The sequence below is a fragment of the Acidithiobacillus sp. genome, from assembly GCF_027322205.1.
In the GTDB taxonomy this organism is placed as follows: Bacteria; Pseudomonadota; Gammaproteobacteria; order Acidithiobacillales; family Acidithiobacillaceae; genus Acidithiobacillus.
Window position 1 is genome coordinate 12,771 of record NZ_DAHVHY010000007.1, and the last position, 22,999, is coordinate 35,769.

The window sequence follows — 22,999 nt, forward strand, 5'->3', positions numbered from 1 at the left end:
CCGGAGCCAAAGATGGCGGTCGAACTCGAAAAATACCAGGACATATTGGCCGAACTCGGGGAGCACGCTAGCGAAGTACTGCGTGCCTCTTGGGACGAGGCAGCGCGGGTGTTCACCCCGCGTGGACTGGAGAATGACTATTTGAATGGCGCGACCAGCCTGAAGTCCCTGGGACGCGGCACCGATCTGGTGGTGTCGTTCATTCAGAGCGCACCGGCGGTGGCGCGCGAACTGGGCGAAGATGCCGTCCACGAAATGCTGGCCGCCGCTATCAAGATGTATTCCAAGACCAGCGCTACCGTCATTGCCGCGATGTTTTCCACCAGCCCCGTGGCGGCTGCGCGACTGGGTGATCCGGAGTTGTTCCGTGGCTATTTGCGCTTGCTCGATACCCTGCTCGCGCAAGCGCCGCGCGGGGTGCGTCCGATGCTGGATCACCTCAGCACACTCCTGGGCCAACTCACCCTGGGCGGGTTGCGGCGCTGGGCGCTGTGGGGTGCGCAGGCGCACAAGACCGATTTTGATGGCCAGGCAAAATATTTCGCGTTGGAAAGCCCAGAATCTATGGGCGTTTTGCAAAAGGAACGCAAAGGCACGCTGTTCATCGACGTGCAGCGCCGCATCGGCATGTATTTGCGCGCCTTGTGGGCGCGCGATTTCTTCTTGCGCCCCACCAGCGGCGACTTCGAGCAGCGCGAAGGCTACCGACCCTCCATCGAGGGATACATTATCCATCTCCCCGATGCGTATGATGATCTGGTGTGGCAGGTACCGTCGGGTGAGGAAATGCGCATTTCCGGCATTGAACTATACCGTGCCAGTGCCGCTCACGCAGCCTGCCATCAGGTATACACCACAGATCAATTCGACAGCACCGGGCTGAGTGCATTGCAGAGAGTGCTCATTGGTCTGATCGAGGATGCCCGCGTGGAAGCCATCGCCCTCAAGCAGTTTCCTGGCCTCAGGCAAATCTGGTTGCCGCTACACACGGCAACACCCGCATCCGGCAACGATGCCGCGTCCTTAATGGCGCGCTTGGCACGTGCTCTGCTGGACCCGGAATATTCCGATGATCATCCTTGGGTGGCGATGGGTCGCCAGATGTTCGACGGGCAGCAGGATCGTCTGGGTTCCACCGAATGGGCGCGTGAGGTCGGTTTGCATCTTGCTGCGGAAATGCAGCAACTTGGCATGGTCTATTCAGGCAGCGTGGGCCTGCCGGATATCCCCTATCGCGACGACAACCAATATATTTGGGAGTTCGAGGATGTCCGCGAAGTCGGGCAGGTGATCGCCGGCGTCACTACGCAGCAAATCCGCAAGTACGTCAGCGTGATGGAAATGGTCAATGCCATCGACGTGCCCGGCGCCGGCGATGATGCCAACGAAATATGGGTACTCTCCAGCGAATTCTTCCGCGATGAGGAAGCCACCAGTCTCAATCAGCAAGAAGGCCGCGAGCCACCGCCGGAGCCCTATCATTACCCGGAGTGGGATTACCAGATGCAACTGGAGCGACCAGACTGGTGCACCGTGCTGGAAAAGCGGGCCAAAAGTGGCGCTTTGGAGATCATTGATGAAATTGTGGCCAAGCACAAGCCTGTCATCGGTCGACTCAAATATCTGATCGAAGCGTTGCAACCGCAAGGTGTGCAGCGCCTGCGCAAGCAAGAGGATGGCGATGAAATAGACCTGAACGCCGCGGTGCGTGCCATGATTGAGATGCGTATGGGCGAGCAGCCCGATTTGCGCATCATGATGCGCAACGTGCGTAAGGTGCGTGATCTCTCAGTACTGCTGCTGATCGATCTGTCCGAATCCACCAATGATCCGGTGCAGGGTTCGGAAAGCACCGTACTACAACTGGCACGTGAGGCTACGGTGCTGCTCGCCGATGCCCTCAACAAAATAGGCGACCCCTTCGCCATTCACGGATTCGATTCAAACGGCCGTCACGATGTGGAATATTTTCGCTACAAAGATTTCGGCGCAGCCTACAACGACCATGCCAAATCTCGCCTGGCGGGGATGAGCGGCCAACTATCCACACGCATGGGTGCGGCGATCCGTCATGCCGGCTCGATTTTGAAACGTCAGCCCAGCAACAAAAAACTCTTGCTGGTGATCACCGACGGTGAGCCGGCGGATAACGATGTGCGCGATCCCCAATACCTGCGATATGACGCCAAGAAAGCCGTCGAAGAACTGACCCAAATCGGCATCTCTCCCTACTGCCTGAGCCTCGATCCCCGGGCTGACCAGTACGTATCCCGCATTTTTGGCGCGAACAACTATGTGGTTCTGGATCATGTGCAGAGATTGCCCGAAAAATTGCCGATCCTCTACATGGGTCTCACCCGATGAAACACCAGCCGAACGATGATGGGTGAGCGCTTTGATCAGGGTCAGGAATTACCGGAGCTGGTGCCGGTGATGCGGCGCTGGGAACGGAAATATTTCCGTACAGGATTCATTCGGGGGATAGCGTTATGCCTTTGGTGCACATGAAAGATCTGCTGAACCATGCCTATGCGCACGGATACGCGGTAGGTGCTTTCGACGTCGTGAGTCTGGAGTTCGTCGAGGGCGTCATGGCCGCTGCCGAGCGGTCTCGCGCCCCCGTAATCCTCTCTCTGTCCGAATCGCACCTGGAGCACTACGATTTCGAGCTGCTGATGTCAGGGGTAGAGGCAGCGGCACGCCGTAGCGCGGTGCCGGTAGCCCTCCATTTTGACCGTGGAGCGAACCTGGAAGCGGCGGTGCGGGCTATCCGCCTGGGTTGCAACGGCGTGATGGTGGACGCCTCACAGTCGACTTTCTCCGATAACCTGACGCATACGAAGACCGCGGTCGAGATGGCCCATGCCTGCGGTGTGCCGGTCGAAGGGGATTTGGGTTATGTCCCCGACGCAGAGGACATAGACGCCCAACGGCGTCCTGCCACGTTACCCTACACCACTGTGGCCGAGGCGAAAGGCTTTGTCGAGCGCACGGGGGTAGACTTCCTCGTGGTGTCCATTCGGGCGGAACAAATCTGTCCAAATGGTAAAACCAAGCTGGATATTCAGCGCCTGCGCAGCATCAACCAGGCACTGGGTATTCCGCTGGCAATCCACTGCAGAACCCGGCTCGACGATGACCAATTTCGGCGACTCATTGCCCATGGCGTGGCCAAGATCAACTACTTTACCGCGCTGGCTGAAGCCGCGAACGCAGCGGTCAGCGCCCGGGCAAAATCGGCGCCGGGCGCTGGCTACCTGGACTTGGTTCAAGATGTTGGTGCAGCGATCAGCGCCGAGGCTGAGCGCTGTATGCGCGTGTGGGGTGCTGCTGGGAGGGCCGCAGAGGTATTGGCATGCTGTCGACCGTGGGCATTCGTGGAACACCTGATCATCCACAATGTTATGGGCATTTCTGAAAAGGAAGTGACCGCGATGATGATCGAGGGGCAGCAGACGCTGAGCACCATTCCGGGAGTGCGGTCAGTGATTACGGGTAAGGCGATGAGAGAACGCGCTCAATACCGTTACTGCTGGCGGGTGCGCTTTGCGGCACCGGAAGTAATCGATTCCTATCATGAGCACCCTGACTATGTGGCCTTCACCAACCGGCGTTTCCGGCCCGTGGCCGACCGGGAAATCAGCATCGACTACGCCATGGAATGCCTATGAAAACCATTAGCGACGTTGTTATCTCAGATACTGCAGGCCTCACCGGGCTCTTTGTTATTGGCACTGACACGGGCGTCGGCAAGACCTGAGTGGCGGCGGCACTGACCCGTCTCCAGGTGCAGCGGGGTTTATTGGTGCGTCCGCGCAAACCAGTGGAATCCGGGTGTCCATAATGTTTTGATCAAATACGGCTGAAAAACTTGCGGAAAAAAGTGAAAAATCATCGTGGACGTATTCTGTGCAAAAAGATCAATCAGCAGGCCTTTATCGTTCTGATCCGCGCATTAGTATTCGTACCCAACGGAACATCCACGATCTTTCAGTCATGCTGTTGATGGATCTTTCAGAATCCACCAATGATCTCCTGAGAACGCGCAGTGAAGGCGATGTGGGCGTGTTACAACTTGCTCGGGAAGCTACGGCGTTACTTGCTGAGGCGCTTGGGCGTATCGGTGATCCATATATGCTTTGCGGCTTCGATTACAACGGACGCCACGATGTAGAATTCTGTAAGTTCAAAGATTTCGGCACGTCCTACGATGATAAGGTGAAAGGACGTCTTGCCGACATGACGGGACAGCTTTCCACGCGCATGGGTGCCACTTTACGTCATGCGGGACATTTGCTAGATCAGCATCCAAGCCAGAAAACACTCATTCTTTTCTGACAGATGGTGAACCCGCCGATAATGATGTGCGCGATCCCCAATATTTGCGTTTCGATACAAAAAACGGTGGAATATATTAATCGTAAGGGTATCCGCACGTTCTTTTTGTTATTAGATCTTTATGCCGACAAATATGTATTTATGATTTTCTGTCAACGTAATTATTTGATTCTGGATCATGTCGATAAAATGCCAGGAAAATTACCACAACTCTATATTTCCATGACCAAATAGCTTTATAGGGAGGCGTAAGAGGACGAGATGGAAATTCTGACAATAATCACACCATTTCTGCTGGTGTTGTCGGCAATCATTATATTTCTTTTCCTGCGTTCAAAACGCAGAATATCTGCACGGGTCAGCGTGATAGCCACATTGGTCACTTTTTTTCTGTCACTGGTCATGCTCGGCTACTATGTGGTCGCTGGCCATTCGCAGGTGGTACATATCGGTATCCATTGGGGCAGCATCTGGTTAGATCCCCTCAGTTTGATCATGTGGGTATTTGTCAGTGGAATTAGTTTGCTTGTACACATGTACTCGGTACGGTACATGGTTGAAGAACCGAACTATACACGGTTCTTTGCCTTATTGGATCTAATGACTGCGATCATTTTGTTCATGGTTTCTGCGGCAGATTTGGTTACCCTGCTGGTGACCTGGTTCCTCGTCGGTGTGGTTCTTTATTTTCTCCTCGGCCATGATACCAACCGCCCCGCAGCGGGGCGCTACGCCTTCTGGACACAAATCACTTACCGGGCAGGCGACTTGCCGCTTTGGTTCGCCGCATTTGTGTTGATCAAAACCTACCATTCCATATCCCTGCCAGTTATTTTTACGCAGATACAGATAAATCCGCATCTTCATGCTTTTTGGGGATTATCTATTCCGGAGCTGGTGGGTTTTCTTCTGGCTTTTGCGGCTTTCGCCCGCTCTGCACAGTTTTTACTCCATGGATGGTTGCCTTATACCATGGACGGACCGACCCCGGTTTCCGCATTGATGCACGCAGGCATCGTCAATGCCGGTGGATTTCTTTTTAATCGTTTCGCACCGGTTTTCGAGTATGCGGGAGGCGCTCTGCACATGGCTTTCATAGTGGGCTTGGTCACGGCGATTATCGGCTCGGCCATGATGTTGATTCAAAATGATGTGAAACGCTCTCTGGGCTATTCCACCATGGGGCAGATGGGTTTCATGGTCATGGAGTGCGGCGTGGGCGCTTTTCCCCTCGCCATTTTCCATTTGATAGCCCATGGTTTTTTCAAGGGCTCGATGTTTCTGAGTGCGGGAAATGTCATCGGTGAAGCACGTGCTCACGATGGTGTACCCCCCGATTCCATTTACACCGCCATTGTTGAGCGGCGACCGGCGAAGCCTTCCCGCTTGCCTTGGCTCGCGGCGGCGGCTCTAACCATTCTAGTGCCGGTGGCGGTTTTGACCTTGTCCCATTTCTTTGTGTCTTCGGAATTGCTTTACGAGCAGGGCGTCATCATTCTTCTGTTTTTCGGCTGGGTAACTGGAGCGCAGGCACTATTTGCAACCCATAAGATGACGCACACTAATCCGTGGCGGCTTATGGGTGGGATATTAGAATCATTCGTACTCGTTGTGATTGGTTACACTCTGATCAGTCATTATTTTAGTAATTTTCTCTACCCGCATGGCGTCAGCCAAAAGCTTTATGCTGCCGCCAGTATTAATGCATTCGCTTTCGATGCGCTGGTCATTTTTCTTGCCTTTTTATTCGTTGGCGGCTGGGTACTGACCTTCTTTGCCGATTCCTCCGGCTGGTGGGATCATGTCGATAAGGGACGCTGGCGCGGAGCTTATCTTTCGATGTATGCCCTGCTCTCCAGGGAATTATATGTGAACGATATTTATGCAAGGCTGACGCAGCTTCTCTTGGTTTTTTCGCATCGCTTGAATATTTTGTTACGGTGGTGCTGATATGGATATCTTGATCTGGATCATGGCTGGGACATTGCTTCCGTGGTTTCCGTTAAGCTGGATTTTTAACAAGCTGCTTGCCAGCGCTCCGGGATTCTGGGCTCAGGCTCTGGCTATTCTGGTGTTTCCACAGTTGGGTTTGCTGCTTTTGATACATTCTGGAGCATGGCAGGCATTACCGGTTGGGCTGGATCCCAACTTGCGCGTCATAGCGCTTTTTACGGCAGTGTTCTACGCCTTTCGTGCGGCTAGTACCCGTGAAGTGCAGGTCTGGGCACGGCTGATGACGACGTCTGGGCTCGCACTAACCTGGTTGCTACATGGGCAGAACCTAGATCCCCTTATTCTACAGTCAGTTGCGCTGTCTTGGTCGATCCCCGGCGCGCTGATGCTGGTCTGGGCAGGACTTCTCAAGCAACGGATGGGGGGGGCCTACCTGGGGCTGACGGGTGGACTGGCGACGGTCTTGCCCCGTCTTTCCGCGCTGGTCACGCTCACCGCCCTCGCAGCTTCGGCGACGCCGATTTTTCCCAATTTTTTCATCCTATTCTACGTGGTAAAGGCTCTGCCGTTGCTATGGATCCCAGGGGGCCTTCTGGTTTTGTTGCTTTGGGGCTGGGCCGTAGGACGGTTTTTGCAGGATTTACTCTTCGGTATCTACCGGGGTGAGTTACTTGAGGATCTGACAGTGGGCGGCACCTGGTTGGGCGGCCTCGTGCTGGGACTATTTGCGGTTGGAGGCATTTTTTGGGGGGCGCATGGATAATAAATTAACCTTGGGCGACCGGCTCAATGTTCGTTCGATGATTTATGTGGCCAGTGAACCGATTCCACGGTTCTGGCCGATGCGTACCTTCATTCATCACAATCCGCTTTTTGGTCTTGAGCATCTGTCTTTTGATGCAGCGATAGAAGAAGCCAACACACTTTTCCATGGTCGTGGATATCTTTCAAGAAGTCAGTACCAAGAATATCGCCTTGCCGGAAAAGTGGATGATGCCAAGCTTGAAAAGTATCTTGACGATTTCTTGAGTGCGCTTCCCGGGGTATTGCCCGGTGTGGCGCTCCGGAAATGGCTCTGGTCTTTACTGACGGTTTGTCAGAGTGAGCAGGTGGTACCGAAAACGGACTGGCTCAACGGACAGCTTCTTCATGACGTTCTGCATGGTCAATCAACGGCCATGAATAGGGACACGCAGCAGCTTCAGCTTGGTGTGATACTCGCTCATAAAATTGCTCCGGATGGCCCGGTTTACGCCAACATTGATCGTCTATTTGGAACGGATATCGGCCAAACCTTGGACGAACTTCTCATCAAGAGTTGTCTGGATTTTTTTGATGAGGGGCAATCCGCCTGGCAGGCACCGGGACGTGACCAGGGATTTTTTGCTGCCTGGAAGGAGGTAGCACAGCACAATGTGCGTTTTTTCTTGCGTGGCTTGCAGTTGCGACAGCTGCTGGAGTCTGAAGAGACTCCCGAGGGAATGGTCGCGCACATCCTGAAACGGCTCAAAGTGCCTGAGGAATCCTGGCAGAGATATATCACTCGACAATTGACTCGCCTGCATGGGTGGGCCGGGTTTATTCGCTTTCGGAGCTCGGCAAGATATTACTATTGGGCGGAGCAGTTTCCGGCGGATCTAACGGACTTTCTGGCGGTGCGCATGGTTCTGGGGATGGCGCTTCTGCAGGAGGCGGTCCGGCATCATGACTGTCCGGCGAACGCCGAGGCGGTGCAGGCATTTGTTCACGCCGATCCCCTGGGGGCTTATCTGCGTCTTGAACTGCATACCGGATCCATCCTCCCGGCGTGGGCCCATCGTGTCGAGGATGTTCTGGCTCGCCGCCGTCGTCCCAGTTTTGAAAAACTCGCCCATGCGTACATGGATAACAAATCCCGTTGGGAGGGCGAGCGTCAGGCGTCCCATCTGCGTCGACTGGCCGCGACCATGGGTGGAGATGCGGAGGCAGAGCTGATGGCGATGACTCCTGCGCAATTGCACGAATTTATGGAGGTTGTGCGTAATTGGGAGAAGGGAGAGGGCTTTGTCTGGCTGCGTTCCATGGAAACGCATTACATCAAGGCGTTGATCAATCGGGTCAATATTCCCAAAGCCTCGGCTCCGCCAGTAGATAAACGCCCCTTTGCTCAGGCCATGTTATGTATTGATGTGCGCTCCGAACCTATGCGTCGGCATCTGGAGGCTATTGGTGATTATGAGACATTTGGCATCGGTGGCTTTTTTGGCGTTCCGATCAGTTTTTTGGGATACGGCAAAGGCACTGAGGTGCACCTTTGCCCTGCGATTCAAACTCCAAAAAACCTGATTCTCGAGATTCCTGCAGCACTGGAGCTCGAAGAGGAGCCACTTTATGGCGCTCTGGAACATGTGCTGCATGACCTCAAGGGATCGGTGCTTTCACCATTTGTGGCCGTTGAAGCCGTCGGTTTGATATTTAGTCTCGGATTGATCGGTAAGACTGTGGCACCACTTACTTATCACCAGCTGCACGACCGTCTGCATGCGGATAAACCCGTTACGCGCCTGCTACTGGATAAGCTGAGTCATGACCAGGCGAACTCTATTTTGCGTGCGGTACAACGTGCCATGATTGTTCGTGCCTTGATCAAGGAGTGGAACATACCTCGTGATCAGGTGACCGATGATGATGTCCGGCAATTGCGGGAAATTGCCCTCGAAAATGCACAGGGCCCCAGCGACTTGGCGCAGAGGCGAGATATTAGTGATCAGGATGAAATGGCATTTATCCAGAAGCTTCGTGATATCTATCGGGTAGAGCGTCATGAAATGAGTTTGCAAATGGAGCGACTCGGACGCATCGGCTTTAGTGTGGATGAACAGGTTCGTTATATTTCTCAATCGCTTCTTTTGGTTGGACTGAATCGTAATTTCTCCCGTTTTGTACTGATGGTGGCGCATGAAAGTCAGACCCAAAACAATCCTTATGAATCAGCTTTGGATTGTGGTGCCTGTGGTGGTGGTAAGGGCCTCCCCAATGCGCGTGTTTTTGCCGCCATGGCCAACAAGCCGGAAGTCAGACGACGTCTACGTGACTTAGGTATAGTCATTCCGGAGGATTCCTGGTTCATGCCCGCCGTTCACAACACCACGACGGACGCGGTCGAGCTCATGGATATCGATTTGTTACCGGCCCGGCATCTGCTCTATCTGGAACGTTTGCGTAATGGACTTTCTGCTGCCTCCCGACGCTCGGCAGCAGAACGTATGCCCACCCTGGGTGGTCCTGGACGCTTGGCTGAGGAACCTTACGCGGCGGTAATGATGGCTCGGCGGCAGGCGCATGACTGGTCTCAGGTGCGTCCGGAGTGGGGGCTGGCCCGGAATGTCTATGCGATTGTGGGCAAACGCGAACTGACAGAAGGGCTGGATCTGGAAAGTCGGGCTTTTCTGCATTCGTACGACTATCGCCTCGATCCCAAGGGACGTCTTCTGGAGACGATTCTGTCCAGTCCTATGGTGGTCGGCGAATGGATCAACTTGGAACACTATTTTTCGGTAGTGGATACCGAGCACTATGGTAGTGGTAGCAAAGCGTATCATAATGTGGCCGGCAGATTTGCGGTGATGACCGGTAATCAGAGTGACTTACGTACCGGCTTGCCTACCCAGACTGTTCTCAAGGACGGTAAACCTTATCATGAACCGGTACGTCTGATCGTGCTCGTGGAGGCGCCGCTGTCCTTTGTGCAGAAAGCGGTCGGTAATTTGGTGAAAATTAAGGCGCTGGTGGGCGGTGCCTGGGTGCGAGTCATTATTATGGACCCGGAAGACGCGTATCGTGCCTATGTGCTGGATGATGGTGCGTTCCGCTTGCAGGAACGATCCGAGTTATCAATGAGTCAGCCCCTTATGGAGGATATTGCATGAAAACCCTGAATCTGAGTCCACTGAAGAAGTTGGAGATCATCATGGAAGGTGTCCACAAAGACTTCGCTACGGATCTCCTAGATCGTTCTGGTGTAAAGGGATACACCATTGTCGGAAATCTTTCCGGAAAGGGCAGTCACGGTATTCATAATGGGCATGTCATGTTTAACGAAGATGATGTGTTGATCATGATCATTGTGGCTGTTCCAGAGGAGTTGGTGCCTCCCATCCTGGAAGGTTTCGCCCCTTTTTTTGAGAAGCACACTGGAGTGGTTTTCGTGACCGATATTCAGGTCAGCCGTCTGGTGAAGTTCAAGAACTAACTTTGCAAGGTATTTTTGTGAATAGCGCTCAATACCGCTACTGCTGGCGGGTGCGTTTTGCGGCACCGGAAGTAATCAATTCCTATCACGAGCACCCTGACTATGTGGCCTTCACCAACCGGCGTTTCCGGCCCGTGGCCGACCGGGAAATCAGCATCGACTACGCCATGGAATGTTTATGAGGGCGGCAGCACCCCGCACACGCGGCAAGCGCGCCGATGCCGATATTGCAAGGCGTGATGCTACTGTGCGCATTCGCCACGCCGACGATAGGTTTGTCGAAGTCCTGATCACCAAACCCCACCGCACGCAGCAGGGTCCGGTTGGGGGAGCGCTGCACGCCCTGCGTGACGGTCTTGCTTCTGCGGTTGTCAGGCATCATTACCCTCCTGAGTATGTGTAAGCCGCGGCAAAATGCAGCGGAAATTTACGGAATCCTGGGGGCCGACACACTGCCGGCTCATGTCAGCACTGTCCACGCCATTGTTTTGCCGGCGCGCAGCGGCACCACCGTGTCCTGCCCGAAATGCAGTTCTTCGGGCACCGTCCAGATCCGCTGCTCCAGGGTGAGGGTGTCCCGGTTGCGCGGCAGTCGGTAGAAATCGGGTCCGTGGAAGCTCGCGAAGGCCTCCAGGCGGTCGAGCGCACCGGCGCGCTCGAAAATTTCGGTATACAGTTCCACTGCGGCGTGTGCGCTATAGATGCCGGCACAGCCGCAGGCGGACTCCTTGGCGTGTCGCGGATGCGGCGCGCTGTCGGTGCCGAGAAAAAACTTCGGGTTGCCGCTTGTGGCGGCGGCGACAAGCGCTGCGCGCTGCGTCTCCCGCTTCAGGAGCGGCAGGCAGTAATAATGTGGCCGTAACCCGCCCTCGAATAGCGCGTTGCGGTTGAGCAGCAAATGGTGTGCGGTAATCGTCGCGGCCACGTTGTCGGGGGCCTGCCGGACGAAGTCGACCGCCGCGCGCGTGGTAATGTGCTCCAGCACCATGCGCAGGCCGGGAAAATCGCGCGTCAACGGCATGAGGTGCCGGTCGATGAACACCGCCTCACGGTCAAACACGTCCACGGTCGGATCGGTCACTTCGCCGTGCAGCAACAACGGCAGATCCTGCTTTTCCATCGCCGCGAGCACTGAATAGACACGCTTCAGATCGGTCACGCCATGCTCGGAATGGGTGGTTGCGCCGGTCGGGTAGTACTTGACCGCCTGCACAAAACCACTGTTTTTTGCCTTCTCAATTTCTGCTGCCGGCATATTGCCTGTGAGATAAAGGGTCATGAGCGGCTCGAAGCGCATATCCGCTGGGAGTGCCGCGAGGATGCGGTCGCGATAGGCCTGCGCCAAATCGACGGTCGTGATGGGAGGTTGAAGATTGGGCATGACAATGGCGCGCGCAAAGCACCTCGCGGTGTCGGGGAGTGCCGCGGCCATCATCGCGCCATCCCGAAGATGGAGATGCCAATCGTCGGGGCGTATGAGCGTCAGTCGCTTCACCATGGGTACCTTCCTGGCGCATAAAGTCAGAGTATAACCATCCGGGTCGATTCTACCGTGTTCATTTTTTCAATGGCATGACAGTTCGTCCTGTAAGGACAAAGCACCCGTATCCGGGTCGCAATAAATTGGGTCGGCAATCCGAAGCGGGTAGCTAAGACTCAGTTGCGTGATCTCGGCATGCACTTGTTCCATGGGGGTGCCACGCGCGAAGACCGGTGAATAAGCGCCAACGGTCCCGGTGTCTCCCTGCGTAAGCGCAATCAGCGCATCAAGCAGTAGGTTATGGGAAAGCGCCATCCCCTCATTGGTCTCCCGGCATACTGCCTCGATCGAGGCGACTGACCAGATACCCCACAAGGCAAAAATTTCCCGCATCGTGAGAAGAAGTGTCTGCGTGGCTGACAATGGCCGTACCCATTCTTGAGGAAGGCTAGTGACTGTGTGCTTATCCACCCAGGCGCCCAAGAAACGTTCATTGGCAAAGGAATCGCTTTGGCGACTGCGACAAAACGCAAGAAACGCCTCGACCTGCTGGCAGGCACTGGCAAGGTCGTCTGTTCTCCGCACGAAAAGAAACAAACGTGCTATTGGAACATCCCGCACTTCCTCGGTAGTCGTTGTCATGATGGGATACTCCTCAATTCGGGCTGCCGACACATGGCTGTCATGCCGTTTCGGATTCACGGATTGCACCAGTCGCAGTGGCCCGCTGGAGCGGCCTTCTCCGGGCGTTCCAGCGTGACCTGGTGGCCACACCTGGCACAATGGTGGATTTCCGCCCGGGTGTCCCGTGTCGGGGCGCCGCAATCCTCGCAAGGCAGTCCGGAGACGCGCTCCACGATCTGAAAGCCGGGCGTGTTGCAGATCGGGCATGGGGTGCAAAGCTTGTGTGCGAGATCCCGTGTGGCCGAAGCAATGATCTCCATGCGCATGGGGTTCATATGGGCACGCACGTCGCTTTCCAGGAAGGCGCAGCCGTTGTCCGCCTCACCACAGGCCCAGAAAAAGGCCTCGCGCAGCGATGCCCAGTCGGCAATCCCTTTGCGGACGCGGGAGTCGCTCTCATGGTGCGGACGTACTACCATCCCGTGTTCGGGAAAATCTGTCGCACGGGCGAATGCCTCGGCCTGCTCCCAGTTGGCAGCGAGCAGATGAGAGAAGTTGGTTCTACCCGAGGCAACACCCACCACTTCGATCCCGAGCGTATCGTCGATCCAGACGATCATTTCTACGTTTAAGGGAAACATCCCGGTAAATGGGTCTAGCCCAAAACTGCCCTCGCTAGCGAGTCCCAGGGGTAAATGCGCCAGATCCATACCGATGCGCGCCTTTTTCCGCGCCGCCTCGATTTGGGTGCCAGCACGGGGGATGTCGCGGGTAAAGGTACCTAGCTGGTCCGTGTCAAAGCCTGTCACCAGGACAACATCGCAACCAATGGCGGCGGCCAGTATAGGAGTAATGACTTTCTCCTTGCCGTGCTGGGTAAGGAGGGCCACGCTTGAATCTTTGTAGATGGCGTTTTTCAAACGCGAATGTTTTGCATGCTCTAGCTCAGGCATTTACTGGCATGACTCCCCAAAAAGCACAGGCCATGGGGTTGCCAGGGCAACCCCGACTTCATTTGGTCAATCCGCCACATTCCAGTGGGTTCCAACGTGACCGGCACGGAGCCATGCCAAGTAACGGCGCGCTTCATGGATACTAAGAAAAGACGGCTCTTGATCGTGGTGATAACGCACGCAGACATAATGCCCTGCCGCCCGGGCGTGGGCGCCGTTGAATTCTTCAGGGGACAGTGCCCCCTTTGACGAAATGGCATCAATGTCCTGAGCAAGCTCGAAAGCCGAAAGCCTCAAATCTGCTGCAGGTCTTGCTATTTGCCTGAAAAACGACATAAAACCTCCCGTTGCTCCATTCAAGACAGACATCGTCTGGAACACTCTTGCGTTTATCACGAGACCTCATGGCCCGCACCCGATATCACATGGGCAAAATACTCTACTCTCCATCGGGTTCTGTCGGCGCGCACAGAGGGGCGATGACTGGAGAAGAGTGTGGGGGTGGCTCTGTTTTAACAAAAGTTAAATATTTTTACGATTATATTTAACATTAACTAAATATAATTGGGTGTGCCCGTCGGCGAACTTCTCAAGCGGGAAAGGCCAAAAAGTTAGTTTTTCGAAGTGCTCTGGATTTGTCCACAGTTTTAGGCATGGGCCAATACATTTAGATAAGTAAAACATCAATGTTATAAATCTTAACTTATTATTTATCGATATACAGGTTACTGTTCACTTCGCAAAGCTGTAGCAAGCGGTCACCGGGTTACATTTCAGACTTCACGCAGGAGCTGCGCATGATTGCGAATATTGCATCCTCTCTTCTTATGTTGGTTGCGCCATGGCCGTTGCTATTGGTGGGTTTACTTGTCGGAATCCGTGCGGACCATCATGCGCGCTGGGTCAAGTCGCTGAGCGGCGGTGCCAATTGGTTTGCGCTACTTTGTAGCATTTCTGCCACGGTAATGTATGTGACGATGGCACAGCATTCACAGACCTATCTGTCGATGCATCTGCCTTGGGAATTAGGCTCATTTGCCATCCGAACGCTGGTCAATCCATTGACTCTCATTATGTTCCTGTTGGTCTCCTTCATGGGAATGATTGTCTCTCGATTCTCCGCCACGTATATGGTAGGGGACGCTCATGAGGGACGGTTCCACCGATGGCTGAGTCTGACGGTTGGCGCATTTCTAGTGTTGATTGTGACAGATAATATCTGGGGATTCTGGATTTCATTTGTCGCCGCCAGTCTGTTTTTACATCAGTTATTGATATTCTATCGCGAACGTCCACTCGCCGTGATGGCCGCACGCAAAAAATATTTGTTTTCGCGTGTCGCCGACGTGAGCCTTTTCACTGCTTTTCTGCTGATAGCACGGACCACTGGAAGGGCAGAGTTTTCAGGAATCGCACAGTGGATGCACGCGTGGCACGGAAGTCTTCCTGCCAGCTTGCAGATCGCAACAGGCCTGATTGTGCTCTGTGCTATTTTAAAGAGCGGGACATTCCCTCTGCGTGGTTGGCTTATTCAGGTTATGGAGGCCCCCACGCAGGTTTCGGCGCTATTACATGCGGGACTCATTTATACCGGGGCATTTCTGCTCTTGCGTGTCAGTCCCATGGTCACCCACGTAAGTTGGGCCTGGACCGTACTCATCATTGCGGGGCTTTTATCTGCAACGGTGTCATCTCTCATGATGATGACGGAAACCAATATCAAAGAATCACTGGCGTATTCCACTTCTGCGCAACTGGGTTTCATGCTCATGGAATGTGGCTTGGGTTTGTACAGTATTGCGGTACTCCATATTGTCGCTCACTCCGTCTATAAGGCGCATGCATTCCTGTCTTCCGGGAGCGTGGTAGACAATTTCCGTGGACCGATGATCCAGAAGCTCAATATTAAGCAAACGCTCGGACGCGCGGAATTGGCAATTGTTATATCAGGGCTGGTCACCTTTGGCGTTGCCATGGCATTTGGCATTGATTTGCAAAAGCAACCCACTTTGCTGACGATTGGCGCCATCGTCGCCATTGCGATGGGCCAGCTCCTGCTGCAAGCCCTCAATAGGTCTGGAGTCGGAGCCGGCACCTTGCTTTCCCGAGTGGCTCTGTTAAGCATCATTGTCTGTTCAGCCTATTTTGGGCTGCATGATCTGTCTTCCGACTTGCTGGGCACCAGCATTCCCAGTGATACCCTACAGGCTGATCATATTCCAATCTGGTTACTGGCGCTTATCGTCGTGGCTTTTCTTTCCTTGTTGCACATTCAGCAACTTTTGCCCCGTCTGCAGAAGTCGCCTTTTTGGCAGGCCGTGTATGTGGACCTATACAATGGACTATATGTTGATCTGGTTTTTAGCCAGATGGCCTTTCTTCACGCATCGAAGAGAGGGAAAACACTGGATGCGGCAAATCCACAATTTCAGTTCCCGAAGGAGTAGACATGAAAGCACCAGCGACATCCGCCCCGCATCAGGACATCAAAGCGAACATTGAAGGAGCATGCCAGAGAATTGCTCCCCTCTGGCCGCTCAAGCACTTTGTTGCGGTAAATCCATACTTTGGCTTGCGCGATCAACCTTTCTGGCAAGCGGATCAGACGCTTCGCAAGATCACCGGCGAGGGTCTGACAATGCCACGGCCATATTACGAAGAACAGATCACCAACGGACGGATCACCCAAGAGGATTTGGACGAAGCACTGAAGGAGATGCACAGCACTTGGAATGTGGCCCAGCTCGAGCCGGCGATGAAACAGCGTGCGCATTCCGGCGATCGTGGGCAGTGATTCCGCTGATCGTGGGCACCCCCGAAAAGCGTACATTCCGGTCACCGCCATTTTATGCTCAGGTGGTCACGATGGGTCAACTTTTGGTATTTCGTGAGCGTCACGATGACGACGCAGGGAGTCTCCCTTCAAATCCAATCGGTGGGCACTTTGCAGCAGCCGGTCCAGTACCGCATCGGCCACGGTGGGTTCTCCCAAGTATTCATGCCAATGATCCACCGGGAGTTGGCTGGTAATCAGTGTGGCTCGTTGGTTCACCCGGTCATCAATGATCTCCAATAAATCTCGAACGTCTTCCCTATTCATGGGGGCAAGCCCCCAGTCGTCTAAGATAAGCAAATCCACCTTGGCGAGCGTATTCAGATAACGCCCGAAGCTGCCGTCACCATGACGAATGCGGAGTTCTTCAAACAGGCGGGGCAAGCGCAGATACCGCACGCTCAATCTCTGACGGCAGGCCTGATGCCCCAGGGCACAGCCCAGCCAGGTTTTGCCGGTGCCGGTGGCGCCAGTAATTAGCAGATTATGGCCTTGCCGAATCCAGGTGTTCTGGATTAGTGCCATCACCTTGGATCGGTCCAGTCCACGGGAGCCGCGATAGTCGATATCCTCCACACAGGCATTCTGCTTGAGATGGGCGAGCTTCAGCAGGCGCGTCAGACGGCGTTGATCCCGGGCACAGAGTTCCCGGTCCAGGAGCGTCCCAGACGCTCTTCGAAGGAGAGATCCTGGATCTGGGGGAGGCGGGACTGTTCGTCGAGCGCATCGGCCATGGCGTGCAGATTGAGTTGCCGCAGCGCATTCAGAGTGGGTTGTTGTAACATGCGATTTTCCTTCCTGCTCAATGGTAGTAGCGGGGTCCGCGGATGTTGTCGTGAGTGGGCAGTGGGGCCGCCTTTTGAGGTGCCTCCGGTATCTGGTCCAGTCCCTGTTGCAGGATGGATTTGACGCTGTTGGTGGTGGGGGACCCCACCTTCATCGCCCGGAGACAAGCAGCATTCAGGCGGGTTTTGTCATAGCTGCGGGAGAGGCTGAGCAAACCCAGGCAGGAGCGGTAACCCTGCTCGGGATGGGGCTTGCTCTCCAGTTGCCAGCGCACCACATCCCGAGTCGCAGGACCGATGGAGAGCGCCCAGTTCAACAACCGTCCCGGAGTCCATTCGCTATGCCGCTGATGGGCCTTGGGCATGTGCTCCGTCAGGGTGCTGTAGCGGCCCCGGCTGTCCTCGCGCAGGTGGCTGGCCACCCGTTGCTGCTGATGGAATATTTCTACGGTTCGGGCACTGACCAGCAGATCGACCCGCTCATGGGCCAGACGGTAAGGGACCGAGTAACGATGCCGGTTATACTCCATGTGGTAGTCGATGCTGACCTTGGCGGTTTTCCAGACGGCAAAGACATAATCCTGCGCTGGCAGGGGTTTTAGGGCGGGTCGATCCAAAGCCTCGAAGGTGCTTTTACGGCTGCCGGGTAGCTGCTTGAAGGGGCGCTGATTCAGATCCTCCAGCAGGCGGCGGATCTCCATGTTGAGATCCATCAGCGAGAAGAACTGGAAGTGGCGTAGACGCGCCAGAATCCAGCGCTCCACCACTTGCACGCCGACCTCGACCTTCGCCTTGTCTTTGGGTTTATAGGGGCGTGTCGGAAGCACTACGGCCCCGTAATGGGTGGCCAGATCCTGATAGCTGCGATTGATCTGCGGCTCATAGCGGGACGCCTTGGTGACGGCCGCCTTGAGGTTGTCGGGGACCAACAGTACGGGGGCTCCGCCAAAATACCGGAGCGCCCGCACATGAGAGCCCAGGAAGTCGCCGAGGCTCTGACTCCAGGTGGCCTCGCAATAGGTATAGCTGGAAGCCCCCAGCACCGCTACAAATATTTGGGCCTGGCGAATCTCTCCGGTGCCAGGGTCAATGACCGGCACCGTGGGACCGGCATAATCGATGAAGAGTTTCTCACCGGCCACATGGTTCTGGCGCATGCTGCGCTTGAGGCGGCCTTTCCAGGCCCGATAGTGAGTGCAGAACTGGGAATACTGATAGACGCGCTGCCCGCTCTGCGCCGCCACGTACTCCTCCCACAACAACTGCAGAATCATGCCATTGCGCCGCATCTCCGTATGAATCGCCCCAAAATCCGGCATTACCGGCGCCGTCACAGTGGCGGATCGATGGCTGGGGAAAAGCAGTGCTTCCAGTTTTTCCGGGTCCATTTCGGCGGGCAAAGGCCAAGAGACATTGGCCTGTTCGGCCTTCTGCAAATATTTGCCAACCGCTCCCTTAGAAAGTCGGCAGACCTGCGCAATTTGCCGCTGGCTGAGGCCCGCAGCATGTAAACGGATCACTTCTTGAATTGCTCTCATGGTCATCCTCGGTGTGGGCATCCCTGATCTCCTGTAAAAAGAGCCAAGGATGCCGTTTAAGTCAATGAATGACCAAAATGTTTTCTTTTCGCCAAGGGGAAACCGGGGCACCGGTTCCGGAAAATCCGCAAAAGTGCCCACCATCAATCGGAATCACTGCCCACGATCAAACGGAATAGGTGCCCACGATGCCCCGGAATACGCAACAGCGATCGGCCAGTCGCAATGTGCCCTTCCCAGCCTTCGCGGATGCCATGTTCGCCGATGATCGTCGGAATTGGCCGGGCTTCGTTGTGGAAAGGATTAGCCAATATTGCGCGGCTTACTTTGACGAGGGGCAGGCCGCATGGAGCATGCCGTGGCGCGATGGCCCGATGTATCAGGGTTGGTTAAAGTTCATGCATTTCGACAAGAGCCCGCGAATGATCGGTTTGCGCGGGATTGGAGAAGCGGCCGCTGCACTCCCGGCAGCCGCAGAAACGGCTATTGCCTGGGCTCTGAAGGAACTCTCCGTCCCGTTCGATCTGACTGATGATTATCTCTTTGCAGCACTCCTGAGTATCGGAGGCTGGGCGGGTTGGGCTAGATATTTGCGTTGGCAGGCCGAATTGAAGGGTGAGACCGATCAATCCTTGCGTGATCTTCTCGCCATCCGCGTGTGTTGGGATGCCATTCTTCACACAAGCTGTGTTGATATCGCCGCACGAAAGCAATGGCACCTGATGTTGCACACCCAAAAAAATAGGGCGATAGAACAACCGTCGGAGCACGTTGATGCCATTTTACAGACCGCGCTGGAAATCGGCTATCAGCGTTCATTGATCAAATCACTAAATGCCTCGAAGTCAAGCAATGCAGTCACTGAGCGACCCGTGGCGCAGGCTGCGTTTTGCATAGACGTGCGCTCCGAAATCATCCGCCGGGCGCTGGAAACAGTGGCGCCAGGCATTCAAACCTTGGGATTCGCGGGCTTCTTTGGCGTACTCATGGAATACGTTCCATTCGCTGCGAATATGCCTAAAGGGCATCTCCCCGTCATTTTCAATCCGCCTTATCGGGTGTGCGAGGACCTGAGTCATGCGAGCGAGGATGAAAAGCAACGGCATGCCGCAAAAAGGCAATTACGCCTACGGGTAGCCACCGCCTGGAAGAGTTTCAAAACATCAGCAGTGTCGACGTTCACCTTTGTGGAAGCCACCGGATTGATATATGCCCCGAAGCTTTTCGGTGACAGCATGGGTTGGACCCGCACCGTACCCCATCCGGACGAAAGGGGCCTTAATAGTGAGACGAAACAGAGACTGCGCCCACGCTTGATCGCTAGCGGTAACGGTAAATCCAGTACAAAAAGTACCGGAATATCCGAAACTGAGCGGGCGGGGGTCGGGGAATTCATCCTTAAAAACATGGGCCTGACGCAGACATTCGCACGCCTGATCTTATTGGCGGGCCATGGCAGTACTACGCGGTCAATAATCCGCAGGGGACTGGACTCGATTGCGGCGCTTGCGCCGGGCAGACGGGAGAAGCCAGTGCCCGGATTGCGGTAAGCTTGCTAAACGATCCGGTGACCCGCCGGGGCCTTGAGGAGAAAGGGCTTAAAATTCCGAAAGACACCTATTTCATCGCTGGATTGCATGACACCACAACAGATGAAGTGATGCTCTTCGATACGGAAGATCTGCCGGCAACACACGCCAAAGATCTGGCGCAACTCCGCCAATGGCTGGCCGATGCGGGTGAACTTACGCGGATGGAGCGCGCCACCCTGCTGGGTACGGCCTCTCAAGCTCCTGATGTAGTCACGCGCGATATGCGGCGACGCACTCGGGACTGGGCCGAGGTCAGGCCTGAATGGGCACTAGCTGGCAACGCCGCTTTTATCGCGGCCCCCGCCAGAGGACAAGGGGCGTTGACTTGGGGGGTCGGGCTTTTTTGCATGATTATGACTGGCAAAAAGACGCGGGCTTCTCCACATTGGAATTGATTATGACTGCACCCATGGTGGTGGCAAACTGGATCAATATGCAATATTACGGCTCTATGGTAGACACTTTGCGTTTCGGTAGCGGCAATAAAGTGCTACATAATGTCGTTGGGGGATCTATCGGTGTTCTTGAGGGGAATGGAGGGGACTTGCGTGTCGGTTTTGCCATGCAGTCTCTGCACGACGGTAATCGTTGGATCCATGAGCCGGTCCGTCTCAACGTGTTGATTGAGGCCCCGCAGGCGGAGATGGAGAGTGTCATTTCCCGCCACGTTCTCGTCCGAGAACTGGTGGATAATGGTTGGCTTTATCTTTTCCAGATCGATGATGATGGCAGTGTTTACCGTCGCGTATGCGACAAGCAGTGGCAAAGGATGACGTGAAATAATTTCTGCCGTATTGTGCAGCAAGACTCGCCCGAGATGGCTATTGGAGGAAATATGGAAGCTATGTGTGGGAGATCTGACCAACGTCGGCGGGAGAGACCAGCAACCATGGAGGGTTCTTTTTTATGAGTACGCACGAAGACTCTTCTCTGCCCAGACGGGTATTTCAGCAACGTGCGTTGCTTACCGGGTTGCTGTACGACCCATTGCGCCACCTGGCGGATGCATGCGGTCGGGTGTGGGGTGACCGCCCAAAAATGGAGGCTGCATTGAACGAGGCCTTCTCCACCGTGCCGCACTGTAAATTTCTATATGCGTTGGACACCGGTGGAGTGCAGATAACGTCCAACATCAGCCGTGAAGGTCTGCTCGCCGAGCACTTTGGCCGGGATCGATCGGACCGGCCATACATCAGAGAAGCCTTGCTGGCCGCCGAATATTCTGACAAAAATCGCGAGGCGCAGTATCAGCAATGGCCCTATATCCGAGAGGGGGTCCAAGCCGTCGATTTTCTGTTGTGCGAAGCTTACATCAGTCTGCGGGCGCTACGGCCGTCATTAACCGCTGTCCAATTTGTACGTGACAGTGACGGAATACTTCTCGGTTTCATAGGTGCTGATTTTGCTTTGAGGGACTTGCCTCAGCCCAGCGAAATATACGAAGAGCCCCGGTATCCCCGGCGCTTCGAAGGAGACCCGTTCATTTCAGATACGGTCGTTACGAAGATGCGTTCGGAAAGCAAAATGGATCGGCATCTGGATACCGTGCTTAGTGTGGTGGAAGAATTGATACTCGTACATGGCGTGTATCATGTAATTCTGCATTTCTCCAGCAGCCAGGCCATACTTTGGGTGATGGATGATCCGTATCGGTATCGTCTGCTGACCATGGAAGAACTAATTGACCCGAATATTTGCTTGGCGTATCCCAAGCGCTCCTATCCAGATGGAACTGTGGTAACCCACCAGGAGATTCGGGCTATATTGAGTAATTTGAGAACATTGAGACTCATGAAAGGAATGTTTTATCTTCGCTCTGGATCAATCAATATCTTTAACGGTACAGTAGGGTTGACATTTTCCTCCGATTGCTCTCACTATATTCCATATGACGAGCTCCTCAAAAGGGATCATTCTTTGTGGAATAATGGCTGACTTTCAAAGTAAGCCCCCGGAGGCTTCGTGGAGCATTTCAGTGTCGGAGTCAGCCAACAAGGCATGCTCGGAACCGGCGGATTCCAGGCAACAGGTAACTCAGCAGTATTATATTTCTGATTCTTAGAATATAGACAATTAGGTTCCCGATAGTGACCAAGGAGAGCCTTAGAAATGCAATCAGTCACAGGGAAGAATGCCGATGGCGCAGTGCGGAAGCCTGCACAGCAGGCGCTGTTGGATAAGCAGCCTGTCAGCGAATTGAGCGTTGGTGCCTTTTGCCGCAAGGTATCCGTGAGTGCTGCGAGTTTTTACCGCTAGTGGGGTTACAGCGATGAGAAACACACGAATTTAGGTATTAGTCTGGTGAATTTTTGATGCAAGCTTGACAGTTTGTGCTTGTCTTTTTATATCATCAAATTTTGTGGCAAGATCAGTGATTATCTCATTATTCGATGTGATAGTCACTTTTCCCAAAGAATCCTCCCTGTGTGATATTATCCCTGCTGTTTGTTCTTCTGATATGGCAAAGCTAGCATATGGCAACAGCTTGTCTAAATCGCTTCTAAAAGCGTACGATACGTTGATATTATTTTCTTCCTGTTCTTCCATGATTTCTTTTATTTCAGATAAATCATCTTTGTTGTTTAAAATAAATATACGTTCAGTGTGGATACCTCTTTTTGCCTGCCGGTAGTTTAGCTTTGCATGTTCAGACATGTCCTTTCCCGATTTCC

The 22,999-nt window shown here is 54.3% G+C and carries 20 protein-coding genes and 2 pseudogenes; 15 read left to right on the forward strand and 7 right to left on the reverse strand.

The features are described from left to right. Window positions 1-12: 12 nt before the first annotated feature. The 9 genes from M7F93_RS02280 to M7F93_RS02320 all read left to right on the forward strand — a co-directional run bounded on the left by M7F93_RS02280 (window position 13) and on the right by M7F93_RS02320 (window position 10,925). Window positions 13-2,364: a nitric oxide reductase activation protein NorD gene (locus tag M7F93_RS02280; RefSeq protein WP_298168416.1), complete on the forward strand. Its 2,352-nt coding sequence runs from the start codon at window positions 13-15 to the stop codon at window positions 2,362-2,364. A gap of 125 nt (window positions 2,365-2,489) precedes the next feature. Then, window positions 2,490-3,671, forward strand: coding sequence for a class II fructose-bisphosphate aldolase (locus M7F93_RS02285; RefSeq protein ID WP_298168419.1), 1,182 nt, complete (start codon window positions 2,490-2,492; stop codon window positions 3,669-3,671). 238 nt (window positions 3,672-3,909) lie between these two features. Continuing rightward, window positions 3,910-4,338, forward strand: a complete 429-nt coding sequence (locus tag M7F93_RS02290) for a vWA domain-containing protein (RefSeq protein ID WP_298168422.1) — start codon at window positions 3,910-3,912, stop codon at window positions 4,336-4,338. A gap of 261 nt (window positions 4,339-4,599) precedes the next feature. Then, entirely contained in the window at window positions 4,600-6,288 is a 1,689-nt protein-coding gene (locus M7F93_RS02295; RefSeq protein ID WP_298168425.1) for an NADH-quinone oxidoreductase subunit 5 family protein, read from the forward strand. A gap of 1 nt (window position 6,289) precedes the next feature. Further along, window positions 6,290-7,054, forward strand: a complete 765-nt coding sequence (locus tag M7F93_RS02300) for a hypothetical protein (protein ID WP_298168428.1) — start codon at window positions 6,290-6,292, stop codon at window positions 7,052-7,054. Further along, the gene (locus M7F93_RS02305; RefSeq protein WP_298168431.1) at window positions 7,047-10,199 is read left to right on the forward strand and encodes a DUF2309 domain-containing protein; all 3,153 of its coding nucleotides are present in this window, start codon (window positions 7,047-7,049) and stop codon (window positions 10,197-10,199) included. The genes M7F93_RS02300 and M7F93_RS02305 overlap by 8 nt, the downstream gene beginning before the upstream one ends. After that, window positions 10,196-10,522 (forward strand): P-II family nitrogen regulator, encoded by a 327-nt coding sequence (locus M7F93_RS02310; RefSeq protein WP_298168434.1) that lies wholly within the window; start codon window positions 10,196-10,198, stop codon window positions 10,520-10,522. The genes M7F93_RS02305 and M7F93_RS02310 overlap by 4 nt, the downstream gene beginning before the upstream one ends. A gap of 17 nt (window positions 10,523-10,539) precedes the next feature. Then, a complete protein-coding gene (locus M7F93_RS02315; protein ID WP_298168437.1) occupies window positions 10,540-10,704 on the forward strand; it encodes an antibiotic biosynthesis monooxygenase family protein in 165 nt (54 codons plus the stop codon). Next, on the forward strand, window positions 10,701-10,925 hold the full coding sequence (locus M7F93_RS02320) for a hypothetical protein (RefSeq protein ID WP_298168440.1): 225 nt from the start codon (window positions 10,701-10,703) through the stop codon (window positions 10,923-10,925). Before M7F93_RS02315 ends, M7F93_RS02320 begins: the two co-directional genes overlap by 4 nt. A 57-nt stretch (window positions 10,926-10,982) precedes the next feature. On the opposite strand, the gene pyrC is transcribed toward M7F93_RS02320, so the two are convergent. The 4 genes from pyrC to M7F93_RS02340 form a co-directional block, all read right to left on the reverse strand. After that, window positions 10,983-12,020 carry a dihydroorotase gene (gene pyrC / locus M7F93_RS02325; protein WP_298168443.1) on the reverse strand — a complete coding sequence of 346 codons (1,038 nt, stop codon included), beginning with the start codon at window positions 12,018-12,020 and terminating at the stop codon, window positions 10,983-10,985. A gap of 66 nt (window positions 12,021-12,086) precedes the next feature. After that, on the reverse strand, window positions 12,087-12,644 hold the full coding sequence (locus M7F93_RS02330) for a hypothetical protein (RefSeq protein ID WP_298168446.1): 558 nt from the start codon (window positions 12,642-12,644) through the stop codon (window positions 12,087-12,089). A gap of 56 nt (window positions 12,645-12,700) precedes the next feature. Further along, on the reverse strand, window positions 12,701-13,579 hold the full coding sequence (locus M7F93_RS02335; RefSeq protein ID WP_298168448.1) for a DUF6671 family protein: 879 nt from the start codon (window positions 13,577-13,579) through the stop codon (window positions 12,701-12,703). Window positions 13,580-13,645: 66 nt separating this feature from the next. Next, on the reverse strand, window positions 13,646-13,915 hold the full coding sequence (locus M7F93_RS02340; protein WP_298168451.1) for a hypothetical protein: 270 nt from the start codon (window positions 13,913-13,915) through the stop codon (window positions 13,646-13,648). Window positions 13,916-14,376: 461 nt separating this feature from the next. On the opposite strand from M7F93_RS02340, the gene M7F93_RS02345 reads away from it, so the two are divergent. Further along, on the forward strand, window positions 14,377-16,026 hold the full coding sequence (locus tag M7F93_RS02345; protein WP_298168453.1) for a proton-conducting transporter transmembrane domain-containing protein: 1,650 nt from the start codon (window positions 14,377-14,379) through the stop codon (window positions 16,024-16,026). A 2-nt stretch (window positions 16,027-16,028) separates the two neighbouring features. Next, the gene (locus tag M7F93_RS02350; RefSeq protein WP_298168456.1) at window positions 16,029-16,373 is read left to right on the forward strand and encodes a putative inorganic carbon transporter subunit DabA; all 345 of its coding nucleotides are present in this window, start codon (window positions 16,029-16,031) and stop codon (window positions 16,371-16,373) included. 66 nt (window positions 16,374-16,439) lie between these two features. On the opposite strand, the pseudogene istB reads toward M7F93_RS02350, so the two are convergent. Together istB and istA are read right to left on the reverse strand one after the other, a co-directional pair. Beyond that, window positions 16,440-17,197 (reverse strand): annotated as a pseudogene (istB, locus tag M7F93_RS02355) (IS21-like element helper ATPase IstB). 17 nt (window positions 17,198-17,214) lie between these two features. After that, window positions 17,215-18,735, reverse strand: coding sequence for an IS21 family transposase (gene istA, locus M7F93_RS02360; protein WP_298168459.1), 1,521 nt, complete (start codon window positions 18,733-18,735; stop codon window positions 17,215-17,217). A 254-nt stretch (window positions 18,736-18,989) separates the two neighbouring features. On the opposite strand from istA, the gene M7F93_RS02365 reads away from it, so the two are divergent. The 4 genes and pseudogenes from M7F93_RS02365 (at window position 18,990) to M7F93_RS02380 (ending at window position 22,583) form a co-directional block, all read left to right on the forward strand. Continuing rightward, window positions 18,990-20,285: a putative inorganic carbon transporter subunit DabA gene (locus M7F93_RS02365; RefSeq protein ID WP_298168462.1), complete on the forward strand. Its 1,296-nt coding sequence runs from the start codon at window positions 18,990-18,992 to the stop codon at window positions 20,283-20,285. Further along, window positions 20,177-21,105 (forward strand): annotated as a pseudogene (locus M7F93_RS02370) (putative inorganic carbon transporter subunit DabA). Before M7F93_RS02365 ends, M7F93_RS02370 begins: the two are co-directional and overlap by 109 nt. A gap of 128 nt (window positions 21,106-21,233) precedes the next feature. Further along, complete coding sequence (locus tag M7F93_RS02375; protein ID WP_298168465.1) at window positions 21,234-22,262, forward strand: hypothetical protein; 1,029 nt, start codon at window positions 21,234-21,236, stop codon at window positions 22,260-22,262. 174 nt (window positions 22,263-22,436) lie between these two features. Then, window positions 22,437-22,583 (forward strand): hypothetical protein, encoded by a 147-nt coding sequence (locus M7F93_RS02380; RefSeq protein WP_298168468.1) that lies wholly within the window; start codon window positions 22,437-22,439, stop codon window positions 22,581-22,583. 30 nt (window positions 22,584-22,613) lie between these two features. Here M7F93_RS02380 and M7F93_RS02385 read toward each other — a convergent pair whose 3' ends face one another. Further along, complete coding sequence (locus M7F93_RS02385) at window positions 22,614-22,982, reverse strand: hypothetical protein (protein WP_298168472.1); 369 nt, start codon at window positions 22,980-22,982, stop codon at window positions 22,614-22,616. Window positions 22,983-22,999: the final 17 nt, after the last annotated feature.

Coding starts and splice junctions, on each gene's coding strand:
- M7F93_RS02280 (WP_298168416.1), top strand. CDS start 13: ATGGCGGTCGAACTCGAAAAATACCAGGACATATTGGCCGAACTCGGG.
- M7F93_RS02285 (WP_298168419.1), top strand. CDS start 2,490: ATGCCTTTGGTGCACATGAAAGATCTGCTGAACCATGCCTATGCGCAC.
- M7F93_RS02295 (WP_298168425.1), top strand. CDS start 4,600: ATGGAAATTCTGACAATAATCACACCATTTCTGCTGGTGTTGTCGGCA.
- M7F93_RS02300 (WP_298168428.1), top strand. CDS start 6,290: ATGGATATCTTGATCTGGATCATGGCTGGGACATTGCTTCCGTGGTTT.
- M7F93_RS02305 (WP_298168431.1), top strand. CDS start 7,047: ATGGATAATAAATTAACCTTGGGCGACCGGCTCAATGTTCGTTCGATG.
- M7F93_RS02310 (WP_298168434.1), top strand. CDS start 10,196: ATGAAAACCCTGAATCTGAGTCCACTGAAGAAGTTGGAGATCATCATG.
- M7F93_RS02320 (WP_298168440.1), top strand. CDS start 10,701: ATGAGGGCGGCAGCACCCCGCACACGCGGCAAGCGCGCCGATGCCGAT.
- pyrC (WP_298168443.1), bottom strand. CDS start 12,020: ATGGTGAAGCGACTGACGCTCATACGCCCCGACGATTGGCATCTCCAT.
- M7F93_RS02330 (WP_298168446.1), bottom strand. CDS start 12,644: ATGACAACGACTACCGAGGAAGTGCGGGATGTTCCAATAGCACGTTTG.
- M7F93_RS02335 (WP_298168448.1), bottom strand. CDS start 13,579: ATGCCTGAGCTAGAGCATGCAAAACATTCGCGTTTGAAAAACGCCATC.
- M7F93_RS02340 (WP_298168451.1), bottom strand. CDS start 13,915: ATGTCGTTTTTCAGGCAAATAGCAAGACCTGCAGCAGATTTGAGGCTT.
- M7F93_RS02345 (WP_298168453.1), top strand. CDS start 14,377: ATGATTGCGAATATTGCATCCTCTCTTCTTATGTTGGTTGCGCCATGG.
- M7F93_RS02350 (WP_298168456.1), top strand. CDS start 16,029: ATGAAAGCACCAGCGACATCCGCCCCGCATCAGGACATCAAAGCGAAC.
- istA (WP_298168459.1), bottom strand. CDS start 18,735: ATGAGAGCAATTCAAGAAGTGATCCGTTTACATGCTGCGGGCCTCAGC.
- M7F93_RS02365 (WP_298168462.1), top strand. CDS start 18,990: ATGTTCGCCGATGATCGTCGGAATTGGCCGGGCTTCGTTGTGGAAAGG.
- M7F93_RS02375 (WP_298168465.1), top strand. CDS start 21,234: ATGAGTACGCACGAAGACTCTTCTCTGCCCAGACGGGTATTTCAGCAA.
- M7F93_RS02380 (WP_298168468.1), top strand. CDS start 22,437: ATGCAATCAGTCACAGGGAAGAATGCCGATGGCGCAGTGCGGAAGCCT.
- M7F93_RS02385 (WP_298168472.1), bottom strand. CDS start 22,982: ATGTCTGAACATGCAAAGCTAAACTACCGGCAGGCAAAAAGAGGTATC.